We start from the raw sequence: 18,335 nt of genomic DNA, 5'->3' as shown, positions 1-18,335 counted from the left end.
GTACGGTTTACTGGTCCGTGTACTTAGGAGGACGCGTGCTGTACGGCAGGACCACCGAGCAGGCCGGGCTCGCGGATCTCATCGCGCGGGCACGCGACGGGCGCAGCGGCGCGCTGGTGATCCGCGGCGAGCCCGGCATCGGCAAGACCGCGCTCCTCGACTGGGCGGAACGGCAGGCGACCGGGCTCCGCGTGCTGCGCGTGACCGGGATCGAGCAGGAAGCCGACCTGGCGCTGGCCGGGCTGGCCCGCCTGGTGTGGCCGGTTCGCGAGCGCCTCGACCGGCTGCCGGCCCCACAGGCGGACGTGCTGAAGGCCGTGCTGAGCGGCGGCGGCGCGGCGGGCGAGCCGGCCCCCGACCGGTTCCTGACCGGCCTGGCGACCCTGAGCCTGCTGGCCGACCTGGCCGAGGACGAACCGCTGCTGTGCCTGGCCGACGACGCCCAGTGGCTCGACCAGGCCAGTGCGGAAGCGCTGCTGTTCGCGGCCAGGCGCCTGGGCGCCGAGGGAGTGGCCCTGGTGTTCGCCACGCGGGAGGACGGCTTCGCCGCCGCCGGGCTGGCCGAGGTGCGGCCGTCCCGGCTCGACGCGGCCGGCGCGGCCGAACTGCTCACCGAGCACGGCCTGGCAGCCGCGATGCGCCGGCACGTGATCGACGAGGCGGCGGGCAACCCGCTGGCGCTGATCGAGTTCGCCGCCGCCCAGCGCGACAGGCCGGCCCCCTCGGTCCACCTGCACGTGGCCGAGCGGGTACTCGGCTCCTTCCGCGCCCAGATCGTGAACCTGCCGGAGCGTACGCGGCGCATGATGCTCATCGCCGCCGCCGAGGGACGCGGCGACCTGCCGATGCTGGTGAACGCCGGGAAGGTCCTGGGCGTCGGCCTTGAGGACCTGGAGCCGGCCGAGCGGGCCGGCCTGGTGCAGGTGATCGACGACACGCTCGCGTTCCGGCACCCGCTGATCGCCACCGCCGCCTACCAGGGCGCGCCGATGGCCCGCCGGGTCGAAGTCCACCGCGCGCTGGCCCAGGCGAGCGCCACCGCCGACTGCCGGGTCCACCACCTCTCGGCCGCCACCACCGCGCCCGACGAGGACGTCGCCGCCGAGGTGGCCGACGCCGCCGGGCGGGCGCTCGGGCGCGGCGCGTACTCCGCCGCCGTACGCCTCTACCGCCAGGCCGCCCGCCTGTCACCCGGCGACGCCGCCCAGATCGCGCACCTGGGCCACGCCGCCGGCGCCGCGCTCAGCGCCGGGCATCCCGCCCAGGCGGCGGAGCTGTCCGAGCAGGCGGAGGAGCTGGCCAGGACCGCGCCGGCGCACGGGACGGGGCTGGCGGAGCTGGCCCAGGTGCGCGCGGCCGCGTTGTTCGAGCTGGGTGAGCGGGGGCGGGCCGTACACCTGCTGATGGAGCGGGCCGGGCAGGCCGAGACGGACCGCGCGGCCGAGATGCTGCGCGCGGGCGCGACGTACGCGTGGTTCTCGTGCGAGTCCGCGGCGGTGCGCACCGCCGCCGCGAGCCTGCGAGAGATCGGCCGGCCCGACCCCATGGTGTACGGGCTGGCGCGGCTCATGGACGAGGACTACGCCGGCGGGCTGCCGCAGCTGGCCGGGTTCCTCGCCGAACCGGAGGCGGGCAGGACCGCCGAGGCCATGTACACCGGCGTGATCGTCGGCGACGACGCCGCCACGCTGGCGCTGGCCGCCGCCGAGGTGGCCCGCTGCCGCGAGCGCGGCCTGGTGGGCGCCCTCCCCGAGGCGTTGCGGGTGCTCGCCGAGACACAGGTACGCGCCGGGCTGCACCGCGAGGCCGAGATGGCCGTGGCCGAGGCGGCGGAGATCGTCAGGGACACCGGGCTGCCCCAGGACCTGCCCTGGTTGAAGGCCGTCCCCGCGCGGATCGCCGCCATCGAGGGCGACGCCGGCACCTGCCGTGACCTCGCCGCCCAGGCGCCCGACGAGGAACACGCCGGCACCGCCATCACCCTCAGCCTCCTCGACCTGGGCCTGGGCGACTACGAGCCGGCCCTGTCCCGGCTGGAGAGCGCCTGGCGAGGGCCGGGCGCGAACGGCCTCGACCTCATCACCGCCGCCGCCGACCAGATCGAGGCCGCGGTACGGCTCGGCCGCCCCGACCGCGCCCAGGCCCCGTTGCGCCGCTTCACCGCCTGGGCCGAGGCCACCGGCCAGCCCTGGGCCCTGGCAGTGGCCGCCAGAAGCCAGGCCCTGACCACCGACCCCACCCTGCCCACCTCCGGGGTGGCCACCTCAGGGGTGACCGGACCAGAGGCAACCGGGCCAGGGGCGACCGGGCCAGAGGCAACCGGACCAGGGGCGACCGGGCCAGGGGTGACCGGATCCGAAGCCGGAGCCGGGAAGGGCGCCGAGGCCGGGAAGCCGGCCGGGCCCGGGGACCGGGAGGGTGCCGGGTCCGGGTCTGAGGGCGAGGTGGGTGCCGGGTCCGGGGTTGAGGAGTTGTTCTCGCGGGCCGTACGGCTGCATCGGGAAGGGCCGGGGCGGCCGTTCGAGCGGGCGCGGACCGAGCTGCTCTACGGCGAGTGGCTGCGGCGGGCCAGGCGGCGCAGCGACGCCCGCACGCCCCTGCGCTCCGCGCTGGAGATCTTCGAACGGCTCCGCGCCACCCCCTGGGCCGAGCGGGCCCGCGCCGAACTCCGGGCGACCGGCGACAGCGTCCCGGTGGCCGAGGCGACCGCGACCAACCCGCGCGACCGCCTGACCGCCCAAGAACTCCAGGTGGTACGGCTGGCCGCCGAGGGCCACAGCAGCCGGGAGATCGCCGCCCAGCTGTTCCTGAGCAAGCGCACGGTGGAGCACCACCTGTACAAGGCCTATCCGAAGCTGGGCGTCGGCAACCGCCGCGAGCTGGCCCGCCTCGACCTCACCGGCGCCGGCTAACGCTTCTTGACGAAGTCCGCGACCGCCTGCCGGGTGCTCTGCAACGCCTCCTGCGAGGAGTCGAACGTGCGCTGGGCGACGCCCACGAACACGCAGTCGACCATGACGAGCTGGCTGATGCGGCTGGCCATGGCGGCAGGACGGAACTCGGTCTCCCGCCCGGCGGAGATCAGCACGTGCTCGGCCAGCTCCGCGATGGACGAGCGCGGGTTGTTGGTGATCGCGACCGTGGTGGCTCCGGCCTCGCCCGCCCGTCCGAGCGGCTCCAGCACGTCGGGCGTCTCCCCCGAGGTGCTGATGCCGATCGCCACGTCACCGGGCTTGAGCAGGACGGCACTGGTCAGCGCGAGGTGGGCGTCCTGGAAGGCGTGGCTGGACATGCCGATGCGCAGCAGCTTCTGCGCCATGTCCATGGCCACCAGCCCGGAGGCGCCGACCCCGTAGGCGTCCACCCGGCGGGCGCCGACGATCGCGTCGACGACCAGGCCCAGCCGCTCGGAGGTCAGCTGCGCCACCGTGTCGTTGATCGCCTCGGACTCGGCGCGGGCGACCTTGTGGATGACCTCCGACAGCGGATCGTCGGGGGCCAGGTCGCCGGGCACCAGCCGGTCCGGCTGGGCCGCGGCGGCCGCCAGCGCCAGGCGCAGCTGCGGGTACCCGGCGAATCCGAGCAGCCGGGCGGTCCGCACGATCGTGGCCTCGCTGGTGCCGGAAGCGGCCGACAGCTCGGTGATCGTGCTGCGCGCCACGGTCGCGGGATCCTCCAGGATCAGCCGGGCCACGGTCTGGGCGGCGGGCGTCAGCGACGGCAGCACACCTCGGACCGTGGCCACCAGGGTGTCGGCACGCATGCCGTCGCGACTGTCGTCCACAAAATCGATTATGGGGCCAATGTCAGCGCAGTGTGCCGTTCGTCATACCCGCGGGTTCCTCGGGTACGGCGATGAGCCCGAGTTCGGCCCGCGCGACCGCCAGCGGATGCGAGGGCACCACGCGGACGGTGTAGCCGAAGGCGCCGGTGTTGTCGAGCGGAATCGTGCCCGTGTAGTGGGCGCGGCCGTCGTCCCCGGTGTGCCCGTCGAGCGTGAGCTCCAGGTAGCCGGGATGGATCAGCTCGTCGTGCGGGCCGACCCTGCCGTAGGCCGCCTCCACCATGACGTCGGAGGGGTCGAGGTCGCCCAGCGCGATCGTGGCGCGCAGGTCCAGGGCGGCGCCCACCTCGGGCGTGTCGCCGACACCCGACGCCTCAACGTGCTCGACCCTGACCCCCGGCCAGGCCCGTGTCACCCGCAGCCGCCAGGCGGCGAACGACTTGGCGGGCGCGTACCCGTCGGCGGACAGGGCGCGGGCCGATGCGGCGGCGGGCGCGTAGAGGCCGACCACGTAGTCGCGCAGCATGCGGCCGGCCAGCACCTTCGGGCCCAGCGAGGCGAGCGTGTGCTTGACCATCTCCAGCCAGCGCCTGGGCAGGCCCTCGGGTGAGCGGTCGTAGAAGCGGTCGGCGACCTGGTGCTCGATGAGGTCGTAGAGGCCGGCCGCCTCCAGTTCGTCGCGGCGGTCGGGGTCGGTGACACCGTCGGCGGTGGGGATGGCCCAGCCGTTGGTGCCGTCGTACCACTCGTCCCACCAGCCGTCGCGGATCGACAGGTTGAGGCCGCCGTTCAGCGCCGACTTCATGCCCGAGGTGCCGCTGGCCTCCAGCGGGCGCAGCGGGTTGTTCAGCCAGACGTCACAGCCCTGGACGAGCAGCTGGCCGAGTGCCATGTCGTAGTCGGGCAGGAAGACGATGCGGTGGCGCACGTCCTCGGCGTCGGCGAAGGTCACGATCTGCTGGATGAGCTTCTTGCCGCCCTCGTCGGCCGGGTGGGCCTTGCCCGCGATCAGGATCTGCACGGGCTTGTCCGGGTCGAGCAGCAGGGTCTTCAGCCGCTCGATGTCGGAGAGCATGAGCGTCAGCCGCTTGTAGGACGGCACGCGGCGGGCGAAGCCGATGGTCAGCACGTCGGGGTCGAGTGCCTCGTCGATCCAGCCGAGCTCGGCGTCGGAGGAGCCCCGGGCCCGCCAGGAGGCGCGCAGCCGTTCGCGGGCGCCCTCGACCAGGCGGCGGCGCAGGATGCCGCGGATCGCCCAGAGCTCGGAGTCCGGGATCTTCTGTACGCCCTCCCAGCCCTGGGCCCGCTCGATCAGGGCGGGCAGCTCGCGGCCGGCCAGTTCCATGAGCTCGCGGCCCACCCAGGTCGGCGCGTGCACGCCGTTGGTGATCGAGCCGATCGGGATCTCGTCGAGGTCGAAGCCCGGCCACAGGGTGTGGAACATCTCCCTGCTGACCTCGCCGTGCAGCTCGGAGACGCCGTTGACCCGCTGGGCCAGCCGCATGCCCATGATCGCCATGTTGAAGCGGTCGGGCTCCGCCTCCTCGCCGAGCGCCAGGATGCGGTCGACCGGAACCGTGGGCCAGGAGTTGTCGCCGCCGAACTGCCGCTCGATCATCTCGACGGGGAAGCGGTCGATGCCCGCGGGGACCGGGGTGTGGGTGGTGAAGACGGTGCCGGCGCGTACCGCCTCCAGGGCCTCGTCGAAGCTCAGCCTGGCCTCGGTCAGCTCGCGGATGCGCTCCAGGCCGAGGAATCCGGCGTGTCCCTCGTTGGTGTGGAAGACCTCGGGCTCGGGGTGACCGGTGATCTCGCAGTAGGCGCGGATGGCGCGTACGCCGCCGATGCCGAGCAGGAGCTCCTGCATGAGGCGGTGGTCGGTGCCGCCGCCGTAGAGGCGGTCGGTGACGTCGCGGGCGGCGGCGTCGTTCTCGGCCACGTCGGAGTCGAGCAGCAGCAGCGGCACCCGGCCCACCTGGGCCGCCCAGACCTGGGCGTGCAGGGTGCGTCCGCCGGGCAGTCCCACGCGGACGTGTACGTCCTTGAGCAGGGTCAGCGGCAGGCCGCCCGGGTCGAGTGAGGGATAGTGCTCCAGCTGCCAGCCCTCGGGGGACAGCGACTGGGTGAAGTAGCCGTGGCGATAGAGCAGGCCGACGGCCAGGATGGGCACGCCCAGGTCGCTGGCGGCCTTCAGGTGGTCGCCCGCCAGGATGCCGAGGCCGCCGGAGTACTGGGGCAGGGCGGCGGCTATGCCGTACTCGGGAGAAAAGTAGGCGACGGCGCTCGGCGCGTCGGAGAGCGTCTGGTACCACCGGGGCGCGGTCATGTACTCGCGCAGATCGTCGGCTGCGTCGGCGAGACGGCGCAGGAAACGGCGGTCGGCGGCCAGCTCGCGCAGTCTGGCGGGGTCGACGGCGCCCAGCAGGGCGACGGGATCATGCCCGACCTGACGCCACAGCTGTGGGTCGACCTCGGCGAACAGGTCCGTCGTCTCCGGGTGCCATGACCAGCGGAGATTGTGGACGAGCTCGCCGAGTGCGGCCAGCTCCGCGGGCAGGACGGTGCGGACGGTGAACCTGCGGATAGCTCTCACGTTGGGAACCCTAGGGCGTCGAAGGGGCGAGCACGAGGTGATCGGGACCTCTGAGTCCCTCACCATGCGCATACCCCTTCAAACCCCCTACCGACCAGAAGCATGAAGCGGGACTATTGGGGCAACTCCCCCATATGGCCGTCCCGGGGACACACTTGGGTGGCTTCCGCCGCCTCCCGCATCGAGATGCAAGGATCGTTCCTGCCACGTATCTGCTCTACGCGGACCCGAGCCATGAGAACGGAAGCGATGATCGGACGAATTCCCATCACGGACATCCAGCCTGTCGTCGGATGCGGGCAGTGGCCCGCGAAGTCGGTAGCTGGTGAGACCTTCGAGATCTCCGCCACCGTGTTCCGGGAGGGACACGACGCCGTGGCGGCCGGGGTCGTGCTCACCTCGCCCGACGGCCTGCGCGGGCGGCTGAGACCCATGCTCGAACAGGGCAAGGGGACCGATCACTGGGCGGTGCCCGTCACCTTGGCCGACGAGGGCGACTGGCAGTTCCGCGTGGAGGCGTGGAGCGACCCGATCGCCACGTGGCTGCACGACGCGGGGATCAAGATCCCGCGCGGGATGGACAGCGACCTGATGTGCGAGGAGGGCGCGCGCCTGTTCGAGCGCGCCGCCCGCGCCGTACGGCCGGCCGACTGCCCCCACCCGCTGCGCCCCGCCCGCACCACCTCCGCCACCACCGCCGCCACCACCTCCGCCGCCGCCTCCTCCTCCGCCATGGCCGACGACACGCCGGCGGCGGGCGCGCCCGGCGAGAGCCCGTGCGGGCACCGGGTGGCGTTGCTGTCGGTCTCGGCGACCCTGCGCGACGAGGACCTCGACCCCCGGGCGCGGCTGTCGATCGCCCAGTTGCCGGAGACGGCCGCGCTCCTGGCCGCCCACCCGCTGCGCGACCTGGTGACACGGTCCAAGCAGCAACGGATCAGGGTGGAGCGGCGCCGGGCCCTGTACGGCTCGTGGTACGAGTTCTTCCCCCGGTCCGAGGGCGCGATCGTGGACGCCGAGGGCATCAGCAAGTCCGGAAATTTCCAGACCGCCGCCAAGCGCCTGCCCGCCGTCGCCCGCATGGGCTTCGACGTCGTCTACCTGCCCCCGATCCACCCGATCGGCCACGCCTTCCGCAAGGGCCGCAACAACACCCTCACCCCCGAGCCCGACGACCCCGGCTCTCCCTGGGCCATCGGCTCCGAGGACGGCGGCCACGACGCGATCCACCCCGACCTCGGCACCATCGAGGACTTCGACGAGTTCGTCGGACGCACCCGCGAGCTGGGGATGGAGGTGGCGCTCGACTTCGCGCTGCAGTGCGCCCCCGACCACCCGTGGGTCAAGGAGCACCCGGAGTGGTTCACGATCCGGGCAGACGGCACGATCGCGTACGCGGAGAACCCGCCCAAGAAGTACCAGGACATCTACCCGCTCAACTTCGACAGGGATCCCGAGGGCATCTACACCGAGGTCAAGCGGGTGCTGCGGCACTGGATGGACCACGGGGTGCGGATCTTCCGCGTGGACAACCCGCACACCAAGCCGGTGGCGTTCTGGGAGCGGCTGCTGGCCGACGTCCACACGACCGACCCCGACGTGGTCTTCCTGGCCGAGGCGTTCACCAGGCCGCCCATGCTCCAGACGCTGGCGAAGATCGGGTACCACCAGTCGTACACGTACTTCACGTGGAAGAACTCCAAGCAGGACGTGGAGAGCTACCTGTCGGAGCTGTCCCGCGAGACCTCGCACTACCTGCGGCCGAACCTGTTCGTGAACACTCCGGACATCCTGCACGAGTACCTGCAGCACGGGGGTGTGCCCGCGTTCAAGATCCGCGCCGTCCTCGCCGCGCTGTGCTCGCCCACGTGGGGCGTCTACTCGGGGTACGAGCTCGCGGAGAACGTCCCGGTACGGCCGGGCAGCGAAGAATACCTAGATAGTGAGAAATATCAGTACAGACCACGCGATTGGGTGGCAGCAGAGCGAGAAGGCCGCAGTCTCGCCCCCTTCATCACCCATCTGAATTTGTTCCGAAGAGCTCACCCAGCACTTCAGGAATTGCGTAATCTACACTTCCACAGGGTTGACCACCCGGACATGGTCTGCTTCTCCAAGCGACTTCCCGGCGCCTTTGACACGGCCACACGACGGCACGGCTTGGGCGACGTCGTCCTGGCGGTCATCAACCTGGATCCGCACAACACCCATGAGGCAACGGTCGAACTCGACCTGCCCGCCCTCGGACTCGACTGGAACGCCGAGTTCGTCGTGGACGACGAGCTCACAGGTGAGTCGTACCGGTGGCGGCAGCAGAACTACGTGCGCCTCGACCCCCATATCCACCCGGCGCACATCTTCACCGTGCGAGCGGCTCACAGGTAACGAAGCCTTTCGGGGAGTCCAACTTGTCAGACACCGTGAACTCCGCTGCCATCCCCAACACCTTCGACGAGGAAAAGCCCCGCGACCCCCACTGGTACAAACGCGCGGTCTTCTACGAGGTGCTCATCCGGGGTTTCGCCGACTCCAACGGAGACGGTACCGGCGACATCAAGGGCCTCATCCAACGCCTCGACTACCTTCAGTGGCTGGGCGTCGACTGTCTATGGCTGTTGCCCTTGTACGAGTCGCCGCTGCGCGACGGCGGCTACGACATCGCCGACTTCATGAAGATCCTCCCGGAGTTCGGGGACCTCGGGGACTTCGTGAAGCTGGTCGACGAGGCGCACAAGCGCGGCATGCGGGTCGTCGCCGACCTGGTGATGAACCACACCAGCGACGCCCACCCCTGGTTCCAGGCCTCCCGGCACGACCCCGAGGGCCCGTTCGGCGACTTCTACGTCTGGAACGACAACGATGAGAAGTACCAGGACGCCCGGATCATCTTCATCGACACCGAGACGTCCAACTGGACCTACGACCCCGTGCGCGGCCAGTACTACTGGCACCGCTTCTTCCACCACCAGCCGGACCTCAACTACGAGAACCCGGCCGTGCAGGAGGCGATGCTGGAGGTCCTGAGGTTCTGGCTCGACCTCGGCATCGACGGGTTCCGCATGGACGCCATCCCCTACCTGTTCGAGGAGGACGGCACCAACTGCGAGAACCTGCCGAAGACCCACGCCTACCTCAAGCGGGTGCGGGCCGAGGTCGACCGCCTCTACCCCGACCGCGTCCTGCTGGCCGAGGCCAACCAGTGGCCATCGGACGTGGTGGAGTACTTCGGCGACCCGGTGGGCGGCGGCGACGAGTGCCACATGGCCTTCCACTTCCCGCTGATGCCGCGCATCTTCATGGCGGTACGACGGGAGTCGCGCTACCCGATCTCCGAGATCCTGGCCCAGACGCCGAAGATCCCGGAGAACTGCCAATGGGGCATCTTCCTCCGCAACCACGACGAGCTGACGCTCGAGATGGTCACGGACGAGGAACGCGACTACATGTACTCCGAGTACGCCAAGGACCCGCGCATGCGCGCCAACGTCGGCATCCGGCGGCGCCTGGCACCGCTGCTGGAGAACGACCGCAACCAGATCGAGCTGTTCACGGCGTTGCTGCTGTCGCTGCCCGGCTCGCCCGTGTTGTACTACGGCGACGAGATCGGCATGGGGGACAACATCTGGCTCGGCGACCGTGACGGCGTACGCACCCCGATGCAGTGGGACCCCGACCGCAACGCGGGCTTCTCCGACTGCGACCCGGGGCGGCTCTACCTGCCGGTCATCATGGACCCGATCTACGGCTACCAGGCCATCAACGTCGAGGCCCAGCAGAAGAACGGCGGCTCGCTGCTCCACTGGACCAAGCGCATGATCGAGATCCGCAAGCGGCACCCGGTCTTCGGCCTGGGCGAGTTCATCGAGCTGAACTCCTCCAACCCGAGCGTGCTGGCCTTCGTGCGCGAACTGGGTGACGACCGCATGTTGTGCGTCAACAACCTCTCGCGCTTCCCCCAGCCGGTCGAGCTGGACCTGCGCAGATTCACCGGCGTCTCACCGGTCGAGACCATGGGCGGGGTACCTTTCCCACCGATTGGCGAACTTCCGTATCTTTTGACGCTTCCTGGGCATGGGTTCTACTGGTTCACTCTCCCACCGGCCAGAGCCCAGGAGGAGTAAGACGTGCTGGAGCAGCTCCTTGCCGCATGGCTTCCACAGCAGCGCTGGTTCGGCGGCAAGGGGCGCCCGATCGACTCGGTGTCGGTCGACTCGGACGTCGTGCTGGAGCCCGGACTCCAGCACGTGATCTTCGCGGTCTGGCAGGACGGCTCACGCGAGCGCTACCAGCTCCTGCTCGGCATCCGTGACGAACTCCCGGAGAGGCTGTCGCACGCCCTGATCGGCGTCATCGACGACAGGTACCACTACGACGCGGCGCACGACGCCGACCGCACCGGCTGGCTGCTCGACGGCATGGCCCGCAACGCCTCAGCCGGCGGCCTGCGCCTGCGCCACATCCCCGGCGTCGCCGTCGACACCTCGCCGCGCAGCCTCGTGCTGGGCGCCGAACAGTCCAACACCTCTCTGGTGTACGGCGACGCGTACATCTGCAAGCTCTTCCGGCGGCTCATCCCCGGCGTGAACCCCGAGCTGGAGATCGTCCGGGCCCTGGCGGCCAGGAACGCGCCGCACATCGCGCAGCCGTACGGGTGGATCGAGGGGGAACTCGACGGGACCGCGACCACGTTCGCGATCATGCAGGAGTTCCTGTCCACCGCCAACGACGGCTGGGACCTGGCCCTCACCAGCGTACGTGATCTTTACGCGATGCCCGAGCCCGTGGCCGAGTCCGGCGAGCGCGTGCTCGCCGCGGAGGCGGGCGGCGACTTCGCCGCCGAGGCGGAACGGCTGGGCGCCGCCACCGCGCGCATCCACGGGGAGCTGGCCGCCGCCTTCCCGACCTCGACCGTGGAGCCGCACGAGATCAAGCGCATGGCCGAGGACTTCCGCCGCCGCCTGGGCCGGGCCATCGCGGAGGTGCCGGTGCTGCGCGAGCACGCCGGGCCGATCGAGGCCGCCTTCCAGGACCTGGACGAAGTGGCCGTCGAGGTGCCCATCCAGCGCGTGCACGGCGACTACCACCTCGGCCAGGTCATGCGCACGACCACCGAGTGGATCATCCTGGACTTCGAGGGCGAGCCCGGCCAGCCGCTGGGCGAGCGCAAGGCCTTGTCCTCGCCGCTGCGGGACGTGGCGGGGATGCTGCGCTCCTTCGACTACGCCGCCCGCCACCTGCTGGCCGGCCACCCCGAGGCGGACCGCCTGGAGCCCCGGGCAGCCGACTGGTCCGCGCACAACCGGGAGGCGTTCCTGACCGGGTACAAGAACGGCGGCGGCAACCTGGACGCGGCCCAGGTGCCGCTGCTGCGCGCCTTCGAGCTGGGCAAGGCCGTCTACGAGGTGGTCTACGAGGCGCGTAACCGCCCCTCCTGGATCTCCATCCCCTTGGCCGCCTTCGGCTAACGGCCGGGGTGGAGCTCCTCGACGAGGCTCTGCAGGCCATGGTCCGGGTGGCCGCCGGCGACCCGCCTGTCCACAAGGTGCTTGAGCGGGGCCAGCAGGTTGTCCTCGATGCCCTGCTCGCGGGTGGCCAGCACGATGCTGTCGAGGGCGACCTTGTTCACTCCCAGGTTGGACACGTCCGTGCCCCATTGCCCGGCGTCGACCTCCTCCGCCCAGCGGTGCGCCAGCTCGCCCATCGCGCGCAACCACGGCACCAGCAGCGTCGAGGCGAAGTCGCCCGTCGGCAGACCGGCCGAGCGCACCAGCGCGAACGCTTGCGTGATGCCCGCGATCTGCCCGTACATGCCGGTCAGCAGGGCCATGTCCAGCAACGGCGCGAGCCCGGGGTCCGCGTCCACGAACCGCGCCTCGGCGAGCTGCCCCAGCGGCTCGGCGAAGCGGTCGAACACCTCCCTGGAGCCGCTGTAAAGGATCAGTGCCCCGGGCGCGCCGATCATCTGGGGAACCGCCATCACACCGCCGTCGAGGTAGCCGGCGCCACGCGCTCCGGCCCACTCCGCGGTACGGCGGGCCTCCTCCGGCCGCCCACTGGTCAGGTTGACCAGCGTCACACCCCGCAGATCCGTCTCCCCGAGCAGCCCGTGGACGGCGTCGTAGTCGAGGACGCACACGATCACCAGCGACCCGGGCCGCACCGCCTCCGCGAGGTTCGCGGCGCGCCTGGCACCCATCGCGACCAGGGGTTCCGTCTTACTGTCGGTGCGGTTCCATACGGTTACCTCATGCCCGGCCTTGAGCAGGGTCTCGGCGAGTGCGGTGCCCATGAGGCCCAGGCCGACGATCGAAATCTCAGTCATGGCTCCAGCGTGCTGGCATGGGGTTATGGTCGGCTTCTGAGCGAGTTATGGGGGGATTATGCGGTTCGGGGTGCTGGGGCCCCTGGAGGTGTGGGCGGCCACCGGGGAGCCGCTCACCGTGCGGGAGGCGAAGGTCCGGCTGCTGCTGGCGGGGCTGCTGGTGCACCGTGGGCGGCCGGTCTCCGCCGACCGGCTGGTCGAGGAGCTGTGGGGCGAGCGGCCGCCGCGTGACGCCCTCGCCGCGCTGCGGGTCAAGGTGTCCCAGCTGCGCGGGGCGCTGGCCGACCGCGACGCGATCAAGTTCCGCGCCGCCGGATACGTGCTCGACGTGCCCGCAGAGGCCGTCGACGCCGAACGTTTCCAGGCGCTGCTCGCCACGCCCGCGCCCGACGCCCGGGCACGGGCCGACGCGCTGGTCCAGGCGCTCGGCCTGTGGCGCGGGCCCGCCTTCGCCGGGCAGTCCGACCACGACGTGGTGCGCCCGGCGGCGGCCAAGCTGGAGGAGCAGCGCCTGTCGGCCCTGGAGGAGCTGGCCGAGGTGCGGCTGACCCTCGGCGAGCCGGTCGAGGTCGCGGACCTGGTGGCCGAGCACCCCTTGCGCGAACGGCTGCGTGCCGCCCACATGCGCGCCCTCTACCGGCAGGGCCGCCAGAGCGAGGCCCTGGCCGCCTACTCCGACCTGCGCGAACGCCTGGCCGAAGAGCTGGGCCTCGACCCGTCACCCGAGCTCGCCGACCTGCACGCCCGGATCCTGCGCCAGGACCCGGCCCTGCAGGCGCCCACGCGCGCCCAGAGCAACCTGCCCGCCCCGCTCACCGACCTCATCGGCCGCGACGAGGCCGTGGCCGAGGTACGCGCGCTCCTGGCCGACAACCGCCTGGTCACGCTGACCGGCCCCGGCGGCGTCGGCAAGACCAGGCTGGCCCTGGCCGCCGCCGCCGCGTCGGCCCAGTCCTTCCCCGACGGCACCTGGCTGGTCGAACTGGCGCCCGTGCGCCCGCGGCGCGACGACCGGTGCGTGGCGGCGATCGTGGGCGAGGTGCTCGGGCTGCCCGACCACGGGCAGGAGTCCGTCGCCGACCGGGTCGCCGCCGCCCTGTCCGGCAAGCGCGCCCTGCTCGTCCTCGACAACTGCGAGCACGTGGTCGAGCAGGTCGCGCCGCTGACCCGCCACCTGTTGCAGGCCGCGCCCGAGCTGCGCGTGCTGGCCACCAGTCAGGAGACGCTGCGGGTCAGCGGCGAGAGCGCCTGGAGCGTGCCGCCGCTCACGCCGGATGCGGCGATCGAGCTGTTCAGCGTGCGCGCGGGCGGCGGGCTGGCCGGCGACGCCGCCGTGGCCGAGATCTGCGCCCGCCTCGACGGAATCCCGCTGGCGGTCGAGCTGGCCGCCGCGCGGGCGCGCGCCCTGTCCCCGCGCCAGCTCGCCGACCGGCTGGACGACCGGTTCCGGCTGCTCAGCACCGGGATGCGGGACGCGCCGGCGCGGCAGCGGACGCTCCGGGCGATGATCGACTGGAGCTGGGACCTGCTGAGCGAGCCGGAGCGGCTGGTGTTGCGGCGGCTGGCCGTACACGCCGACGGGTGCACGCTGGAGGCGGCGGAGCAGGTGTGCGCGGAGCCGGGCCTCGACGTGCTCGACCTGCTGGCCAGGCTGGTCGACCGCTCGCTCGTGGTGGGCGGGGCGCGCTTCCGGCTGCTGGAGTCCGTCGCCGCCTATTCGGCCGAACGGCTGGCGGAGGCGGGCGAGTCCGACCTGGTACGCCGGCGCCACCTCGACCACCACGTCGCGCTGGCCGAGCGGGCCGAGCCGTACCTGCGCGGGCATGACCAGCAACGCTGGCTCGACACGCTCGACACCGAGGCCGCCAACCTGCGCGCGGCGCTCGACACCGCGGCCGCGATGGGGCTGGCCGGGCAGGCGCACCGCCTCGTGCGGGCGCTGGCCTGGTATTGGGTGCTGCGCGGCAGGCTGGGCGAGGCACGCCGGTCGCTGGAGATGGCGCTGTCGCTGGCCGAGGAGCCGCAGACGCGGATGTGGTGGGCCGGGGTGGCGATGTCGATGGGCGATCCCGTCGACCTCGATCCCGCCCAGCTGGGCAAGATCGACGATCCCGGGCAGCGGGCCAGGCTGGGGTGGTTCCTGGGGATGGCGCTGTTCGGGTTCGAGAGCCCGGAGTGCAGCGACTCGCTGATCGGCCCGGCGCTGGAGACGTTCGTGGAGATCGGCGACACGTGGGGCGAGGCCGCCGCGCTCAGCGTGCGGGCCAAGCGCGCGATGTTGCGCGGTGAACTGGCCGAGTTGCGGGCCGACGCCGAGCGGAGCCTGGAGCTGTTCAAGCTCGCCGGTGACCGGTGGGGGCAGACACGCGCCACCGAGGTGCTCAGCTCGCTGGCCGAGATCGTCGGTGACTACGCGCGGGCGGCCGAGCTGCGGCGCGAGGGGCTGCGGGTGGCCGAGGAGCTCGGGTTGTGGAGCGACGTCACCTCGATCCTGTCCAAGCTCGGGCGGATCGCGCTGCTGGAGGGCGACTACGCGCTGGCCGACGACTACCACGAACGGGCCCGCAGGCGCGCGGTCGAGCAGGCCAACCGGCCGGCGGAGGAGGACGCCGAGGTCGGTCTCGCGCTGTCGGCCCGGCGGCAGGGGCGGCTGGACGACGCCGAGCGGCACCTGCGGCGCTGGCTGGGCTGGGTGCGCGAGGTGGCCGGCGAGCCGGGGGCCGCACTGATCCTGGCCGAGCTCGGCTTCATCGCCGAACTACGCGGCCACGCCGTCCTGACCGCCGCGACGGGCCAGGACAACGCGGCCTTCGGCACGGGTCAGGGCGGTTCGGGCTTTGGAGCCGGTCCAGGTGGCGCGGGGTTGGGCGCTGGTCCAGGAGGCGCTGGGCTTGGCGGTGGTCCAGGTGGCGCGGGGGTCGGCTCTGGTCCAGGTGGCGCGGGGTTGGGCGGTGATCCGCGTGCCGCTGTGCTGGTGCATGCGGACGTCGCGGTCGCCTCGCATCTCGACGGGCTGGCCGCGGCGCGGGCCGTGGGTGACCCCCGGGCGATCGCGCTGTCCCTGGAGGGTGTGGCCGGGGCCAGGACGCTCCAGGGACGTCATGAGCAGGCGGCGGTGCTGCTGGGGCAGGCGACCGCGCTGCGGGAGGGATCCGGGGCGCCACTACCGCCGGGCGAGCGGGGCGACGTGGACCGGATCGCCGCCCATGCGCTGGCGGGGCTGGGCGAGCAGCCGTACATGTCGGCGCGCGCCCGCGGGGCCGCCCTGCCCCTGTCCGACGTTCTCGACCTGGCCTACCGGGCCACCTGATCGGGAACGGGCCGCTCCTCCGGGGCGTGCTCCGGCTCCTCGCTCGGCTGGGCGCTCGTCGGCGGGACCATGCGCAGGGCCACGGCCGACAGCAGGGCCGCGGCCAGGAGAACCACTGCCCCGGCACCGGCGGCGACGTTGACGCTGGTGGTGAACGCCTCGCGGGCGGCGCTCGCCAGCGCGGTCCCGGTGTCCGCGGGGAGGTCCCGCGCGGCGGACAGGGCCCCGCCCAGCGTGTCGAGGGCCGCCCGCGGTGACACGCCGTCGGGCAGTTCCAGGCTGCCCCGGTAGACGGCGGCGGCGATGCTGCCGAAGACGGCGAGCCCCAGCGCGCCGCCGAACTCCTGGCCGGTCTCCGACAGCGCGGCGGCCGATCCCGACCGCTCCGGCGGGGCGGCGCCCACGACGAGGTCGGTGCCGACGACCAGCAGCGGCGAGGCGCCCAGGAAGAACAGCACCTGGCCGCCGACCAGGAGCGCGACGCCGCCGCCCGCGTCCACCTGGGTGAGCAGGGCGACGCCTGCCGCGCCGATGACCAGCCCGCCGCCGGCCACGTATCCGGGACGGATCTTCCTGGTCAGCAGCGGCGCGACCAGGAAGCCGATGATCACGGCGACGCTCGGGGGCAGCGCCCAGAGCCCCGCCTGCAGCGGGGACAGTCCCTCGACGAGCTGCAGATACTGCCCGGCCAGCAGGCCCAGCGGCGGGCCGATCAGGATGACGAGCATCAGCGTCCCGAGCGCGGCGCTGAACCGGCGCTCGGCGAACAACTTCATGTCCAGGAGCGGGTCGGCGAGCCCACGCTGCCTGCGGATGAACACGGCGGCCAGGGCCAGGCCCACGACGAGGGTGGCGGCGGCCGGCCAGGTGGGGCCGTACGTGGCGATCTCCTTGACCCCGTAGATGGCCAGCAGCGCGGCGGCGACGGAGAGCACCACGCTGGCCACGTCGACGCGGCCGCTGCTCGGCGCGCGGTACTCGGGCAGCAGCAACGGCCCGGCGACCAGCAGGATCGCCATGACCGGCACGCCCAGCAGGAACGCCGACCCCCACCAGAAGTTCTCCAGCAACGCCCCGCCGACGACGGGCCCGAGCACCATGCCCGCGGTGAAGCCGGTCATCCACAGGCTGATCGCGGCCGTGCGCTGGGCCGGATCGTGGAACATGTTCCTGATCAGCGACAACGTCGAGGGCATCAGCGTGGCGCCGGCGACACCGAGCAGGGCGCGCGCGGCGATGAGCAACTCGGCGCTGGGCGCGTAGGCGGCCAGCACGGAGGCGGCGGCGAAGGCGGCCCCGCCGATCAGCAGCAGTTTGCGGCGGCCGATCCGGTCGCCGATGTTGCCCATCGTGATCAGAAAGCCGGCGATGAGAAAGCCGTAGATGTCGTTGATCCACAAGAGCTGGGCGGCGCTGGGCCGCAAGTCCTCGGTCAGCGCGGGAACGGCCAGATGCAAGACGGACACGTCAATGGAGATCAGCAGGGTCGGCAGGATCAGGACCGCCAGACCGGTCCACTCGCGACGACCGGCACGTTTCATGTTCATGCAAATAGACGATAAAAGCTCAACTCGACTTGAGGTCAACCTGATATCGGCGATTGCCGGCCGGGACAACACCGCCAACCACTACTCTTCGTAGGCATTGTCTAACGAAGGGTAAAGGAGGCGGCATGCGGCGCGTTGTTGTGGTGGCGGCCGCGGCCACCGGAATCTCGCTGTTCGCCGGCGCGGCCGTGCTGCTGGCCGGCGAAGACGCCCCGGAAGCCGCGCGGACCGCGCGGACGGCGCCCTCGCCGGGCGACCCGCTGACCCCCGGCGAGATCAGCCGCGCGGGCGTGATCGCGACCGGGCCCTCCCACGAGCACATGAAGGCCGGCCGCGTCGAACTGCTCTACGTCGAGCGCGACGACGACAAGGCCGAGGACGAGCGGCGGGCGGAGGCCTACCTCTACGACTACGCCGACGACTCGCTCATCGTGCGCACGGTCGACCTCGGCGCCAACAAGATCGTCAGGGAGACCCGTGGCAAGGGCGTGCAGCCGCCGCCGTCGCGCCGTGAGGAGACGGCCGCCGCCGAACTGCTGCTTGCCCACCCCAAGCTCGGCAAGGGCGTACGGCGCGCCTACGCCAAGGCCGCGGGCCGCGAACTGCGCTCGGCCGCCGACCTGGGGCTGCGCGGGCTCATCTACTCCCAGCCCGGCGGGCCGTGCGTCACCCACCGGTGCGTGCGGCTGTTCGTCCGGCTGCCCGACGGCAAGCACCTCGACACCAGCCGCATCGTCATCGACCTGTCCGCCAAGAAGGTTCACACCCTGGAGTGGTGA

At 72.1% G+C, this 18,335-nt stretch carries 10 protein-coding genes; 6 read left to right on the top strand and 4 right to left on the bottom strand.

Features of this window, described 5'->3' with window-relative positions; all coding sequences use genetic code 11:
* The first annotated feature begins 35 nt into the window (after positions 1-35).
* Complete coding sequence (locus ACIBKY_RS33520) at positions 36-2,912, top strand: AAA family ATPase (RefSeq protein ID WP_397103005.1); 2,877 nt, start codon at positions 36-38, stop codon at positions 2,910-2,912.
* Here ACIBKY_RS33520 and ACIBKY_RS33515 read toward each other — a convergent pair.
* Together ACIBKY_RS33515 and glgP are read right to left on the bottom strand one after the other, a co-directional pair.
* Positions 2,909-3,784, bottom strand: a complete 876-nt coding sequence (locus tag ACIBKY_RS33515; RefSeq protein WP_397103003.1) for a MurR/RpiR family transcriptional regulator — start codon at positions 3,782-3,784, stop codon at positions 2,909-2,911. The genes ACIBKY_RS33520 and ACIBKY_RS33515 overlap by 4 nt on opposite strands.
* 22 nt (positions 3,785-3,806) lie before the next feature.
* Positions 3,807-6,377, bottom strand: a complete 2,571-nt coding sequence (glgP, locus tag ACIBKY_RS33510; RefSeq protein ID WP_397103001.1) for an alpha-glucan family phosphorylase — start codon at positions 6,375-6,377, stop codon at positions 3,807-3,809.
* Between the two features lie 249 nt (positions 6,378-6,626).
* Here glgP and ACIBKY_RS33505 point away from each other — a divergent pair, with 249 nt between their 5' ends.
* Genes ACIBKY_RS33505 through ACIBKY_RS33495 form a run of 3 tightly spaced genes read left to right on the top strand, consistent with a single transcriptional unit; the run spans position 6,627 to position 11,842 of the window.
* Positions 6,627-8,762 carry an alpha-1,4-glucan--maltose-1-phosphate maltosyltransferase gene (locus ACIBKY_RS33505; protein WP_397102999.1) on the top strand — a complete coding sequence of 712 codons (2,136 nt, stop codon included), beginning with the start codon at positions 6,627-6,629 and terminating at the stop codon, positions 8,760-8,762.
* A 23-nt stretch (positions 8,763-8,785) separates the two neighbouring features.
* A complete protein-coding gene (treS, locus tag ACIBKY_RS33500) occupies positions 8,786-10,498 on the top strand; it encodes a maltose alpha-D-glucosyltransferase (protein WP_379612088.1) in 1,713 nt (570 codons plus the stop codon).
* Between the two features lie 3 nt (positions 10,499-10,501).
* A complete protein-coding gene (locus ACIBKY_RS33495; protein WP_397102997.1) occupies positions 10,502-11,842 on the top strand; it encodes a phosphotransferase in 1,341 nt (446 codons plus the stop codon).
* Here ACIBKY_RS33495 and ACIBKY_RS33490 read toward each other — a convergent pair.
* Positions 11,839-12,699 carry an NAD(P)-dependent oxidoreductase gene (locus ACIBKY_RS33490; protein ID WP_397102995.1) on the bottom strand — a complete coding sequence of 287 codons (861 nt, stop codon included), beginning with the start codon at positions 12,697-12,699 and terminating at the stop codon, positions 11,839-11,841. The genes ACIBKY_RS33495 and ACIBKY_RS33490 overlap by 4 nt on opposite strands.
* A gap of 58 nt (positions 12,700-12,757) precedes the next feature.
* On the opposite strand from ACIBKY_RS33490, the gene ACIBKY_RS33485 reads away from it, so the two are divergent.
* The gene (locus ACIBKY_RS33485; RefSeq protein WP_397102993.1) at positions 12,758-16,009 is read left to right on the top strand and encodes a BTAD domain-containing putative transcriptional regulator; all 3,252 of its coding nucleotides are present in this window, start codon (positions 12,758-12,760) and stop codon (positions 16,007-16,009) included.
* Here the strand turns inward: ACIBKY_RS33485 and ACIBKY_RS33480 are convergent.
* Positions 15,994-17,556, bottom strand: a complete 1,563-nt coding sequence (locus ACIBKY_RS33480; protein ID WP_397102991.1) for an MFS transporter — start codon at positions 17,554-17,556, stop codon at positions 15,994-15,996. The two genes, ACIBKY_RS33485 and ACIBKY_RS33480, sit on opposite strands and share 16 nt — an antisense overlap.
* Before the next feature lie 125 nt (positions 17,557-17,681).
* Between ACIBKY_RS33480 and ACIBKY_RS33475 the strand changes: the two genes are divergently transcribed.
* Complete coding sequence (locus ACIBKY_RS33475) at positions 17,682-18,335, top strand: hypothetical protein (protein ID WP_397102989.1); 654 nt, start codon at positions 17,682-17,684, stop codon at positions 18,333-18,335.

The sequence above is a fragment of the Nonomuraea sp. NPDC050394 genome (genome assembly GCF_044459065.1).
Lineage (GTDB): Bacteria > Actinomycetota > Actinomycetes > Streptosporangiales > Streptosporangiaceae > Nonomuraea.
The sequence above is the reverse complement of the archived record's forward strand: the minus strand, read 5'-3'. Positions and strand labels throughout refer to the sequence as shown.

Bases quoted from the DNA above. Each gene is read 5' to 3' on its own strand.
- ACIBKY_RS33505 (WP_397102999.1), top strand. From the start codon at position 6,627: ATGATCGGACGAATTCCCATCACGGACATCCAGCCTGTCGTCGGATGC.
- ACIBKY_RS33490 (WP_397102995.1), bottom strand. From the start codon at position 12,699: ATGACTGAGATTTCGATCGTCGGCCTGGGCCTCATGGGCACCGCACTC.
- ACIBKY_RS33485 (WP_397102993.1), top strand. From the start codon at position 12,758: ATGCGGTTCGGGGTGCTGGGGCCCCTGGAGGTGTGGGCGGCCACCGGG.
- ACIBKY_RS33480 (WP_397102991.1), bottom strand. From the start codon at position 17,556: ATGAACATGAAACGTGCCGGTCGTCGCGAGTGGACCGGTCTGGCGGTC.
- ACIBKY_RS33475 (WP_397102989.1), top strand. From the start codon at position 17,682: ATGCGGCGCGTTGTTGTGGTGGCGGCCGCGGCCACCGGAATCTCGCTG.